Source organism: Chelonobacter oris (assembly GCF_000772535.1).
Classification (GTDB): Bacteria; Pseudomonadota; Gammaproteobacteria; order Enterobacterales; family Pasteurellaceae; genus Chelonobacter; species Chelonobacter oris.
In genome coordinates this window covers 1-2,236 of sequence record NZ_JSUM01000030.1, presented here as the reverse complement: position 1 = coordinate 2,236, position 2,236 = coordinate 1, and the positions used below count along the sequence as shown (strand labels likewise).

Sequence of the window (2,236 nt, the reverse complement as noted above, 5' to 3'; positions counted from 1 at the left end):
GCCGTTGTTCGCCATCGCTGCCGCACTTAACGCCCCTACAACTTGACTGAGGCTTGAGATGGTTTCTTTTTCTTCTGCACTTAAGTCTTGCGGTGCTTTGCCGTAAAGCTGTTCCGCCAATAGTCGTACGATCTCCGTCATTATACTGAAGCTTATTTCACAAGACAGATTACACTTTAAATTTATCAAACAATATTGACTCCTTTCCTAAAACAACCAATTCGCAAGTATCCTCATGTATATTTCCCAAAAAGAAAAATACGAATCCATAACTATTAATAACTTTATTGATTAAATTGTTTAAATTCTCAAAGAACAAATCGGAGTTATATGTTGGTGTAATATAAAAATACAGCTCATCAGAGTTAGAAAATAAATCACTGATGACTGATTGATTATTTATATCTATACGCCCTCCCCCTATAGGAAGTATTTTTTTGGCTTAACCTGGATAAGTGCCTCATATTTATCAAGAATAGAACTAATATTTTTAATCTTTGACAGTCCCCAAAAATCTCTATATCTAACTATTCTATTATCTGGCTGAGGATATAGTTTAGCAAAAAAATTCACTACATGATTATCACTTGGGAAATAAGTATCAATTATCTCTTTTAACATCTTAGCCCCCGATTCAGCAATAGTTTCATTTGAATTTTCAAAACTAACAGCTGAAATTTCTTTTTCATAAATAGAATATTTTAGTGGAAAATCTGTTATTTCATTTTTTTGAACTATGCTTCTTGCTTTTCTAATAATAAAATTAGTGTTCATTATCATAAATAATTAGGTAGCAAATTTACTATTTTTTCTACCGTACCTATTGGATATTTAATTTCACGAAAATTAGAACCATTATCAAAACTATAAAATAATCTCTCCCATTTGCCTGAGTATCCCATACACAAAACCAACTCATCTCGTCCTCCCCCTAACTCTGTCACCTCAATCTCAAAAACATCTTTTAATTCTAATAAATCCCATTTTTGGATGTCAAACTTTTCTTCACCTAGCTCCAGTTTTTCTGAAATGCCTGCTGGATAATATTTATTAATAAATGAATCTTTTAAATTAGAAAAAACTGTTTGTAAGGTATATCCACCTTTTCTTTCCCTAGGGTATAATTCCTCTCCTATTAATATTCTTATTTCCCCAAAAACCCGTCTATTTACAGTATAATTTTCAGACCAAAAAAAACCAAAATCATTCGTTGAATTTATTAGTTTATTCATAGTCCTCCCTCTACCTTAAGTTTAAATTTTTTCTTTGATCTGGGTATAAAATTTTTAATTCTGATTTTTTTCTATTATTCAGTTTTAATGGATTGTTTTTATCTGATGTAGATCCTGCCCAATGCCACCCATTATTAGTATTATCATTCATGAACCTATGAATACTGCCATCTATATCAATTGTAAACCGTTGCTTACCTACCAACTTTGACCTTTCAAATAAATCAAAAGAATTTTTAGGCTCAATACCAGCATTTGGATCACTTCTACCTCCAACACCCAATGTATGCTTAGGATTTGAAGTATAAGTTTCTCCATTAATTATAGATTTTTTAGGTTCAGGTACTGGCAATCTATTTATACTTGTTAAAACATTATCCCTCCAATCCCCAACATTAACTTCTGAACCGGGTAAAACATTACTGCCTTCAGAACTATGAATTGGTGTATCTAAAATATGATCATTTTTACCTTTTTCCACAATTGGTGTAGTTAACGTAATCGGTCTATTCGGCTCAGGGATTGGATATCCTTCTAACTTAGGCACATCATTAGGAGCCAACTTTTCTGATTTAGCATATTTATCATTCAGATAATACATATACTTGTATGTAACTAAATCATTCCCCATTAGCAATAATGTAGCAAGATGCTCAAGATCTTCCGCTTCTATATTGTTAATTATCTTATCTGCTACACCTGTTATTAATCCTGCTTTAATCGTCTGATCCAACAGCTCTTTAGCAATCTCTTTTTTACATGCATTAATATGCATGCAACCTTTAACGGCTATATTCATTAACGCATTATTCTCAACCGCACTTTTCGCCACTTCAGCCCCTTGATAAGCATCCGTGCCGTTGTTCGCCATCGCTGCCGCACTTAATGCCACTACAACTTGACTGAGGCTTGAGCTGGTTTCTTTTTCTTCTGCACTTAAGTCTTGCGCTGCTTTGCCGTAAAGCTGCTCGGTCAGCAGTTTGGCGCTAAGTTCGCCACTTGCT

General features: G+C 33.6%; 4 protein-coding genes. All 4 read right to left on the bottom strand.

Features of this window, described 5'->3' with window-relative positions:
• The coding region (locus OA57_RS12995; RefSeq protein ID WP_200883633.1) for a VENN motif pre-toxin domain-containing protein at positions 1–141 on the bottom strand (141 nt) is incomplete at its 3' end.
• Between the two features lie 279 nt (positions 142–420).
• Positions 421–774, bottom strand: a complete 354-nt coding sequence (locus OA57_RS12035) for a hypothetical protein (RefSeq protein WP_152596760.1) — start codon at positions 772–774, stop codon at positions 421–423.
• Between the two features lie 2 nt (positions 775–776).
• A complete protein-coding gene (locus OA57_RS12030) occupies positions 777–1,232 on the bottom strand; it encodes a hypothetical protein (RefSeq protein ID WP_034618215.1) in 456 nt (151 codons plus the stop codon).
• Positions 1,233–1,242: 10 nt separating this feature from the next.
• Positions 1,243–2,236 (bottom strand): VENN motif pre-toxin domain-containing protein (locus OA57_RS12525; RefSeq protein ID WP_084589940.1); only part of this gene is annotated, 994 nt, incomplete at its 5' end.

Coding starts and splice junctions, on each gene's coding strand:
- OA57_RS12035 (WP_152596760.1), bottom strand. CDS start 774: ATGAACACTAATTTTATTATTAGAAAAGCAAGAAGCATAGTTCAAAAA.
- OA57_RS12030 (WP_034618215.1), bottom strand. CDS start 1,232: ATGAATAAACTAATAAATTCAACGAATGATTTTGGTTTTTTTTGGTCT.